This window comes from Morganella sp. HSTU-ASny43, assembly GCF_022819185.1.
GTDB lineage: Bacteria > Pseudomonadota > Gammaproteobacteria > Enterobacterales > Enterobacteriaceae > Morganella > Morganella morganii.
On record NZ_WSPG01000095.1, the window covers coordinates 1 to 344 of the forward strand.

Annotated in this window: 1 protein-coding gene; it reads right to left on the reverse strand. The window is 46.5% G+C overall.

Features of this window, described 5'->3' with window-relative positions:
• Positions 1-344: phage portal protein (locus GN208_RS17950; protein WP_243828527.1), on the reverse strand; the 344-nt coding region annotated here is incomplete at both ends.

The following is a 344-nucleotide window of genomic DNA, read 5'->3' on the forward strand; positions in this document are numbered from 1 at the left end:
CCGGTGGCATAAGCATCAAACCGTGATTTCATATCTCCGCGTAACAATGCCCCTGCGTTGAATTTCGCGTAAAAAACACCCTGTTTTGATGGTTTCACCAGTCCGGCATTGATACGTTGTTCTATTCGGGTCAGATAAGGCACCAGAGAATAATTGATAAAACCAATCCCGAGATTCTCAATGTTATTGAAGGTAGCCCGATCTGTATTCTGAATCATATGCAGCGGCACACGGAAAATACGGCAGATTTCCTCCAGCTGGAATTTGCGGGTCTCAAGGAACTGTGCGTCTTCCGATGTCATGCTGATTTGCTGCCATTTCAGGCCCATCTCAAGGATCATGGG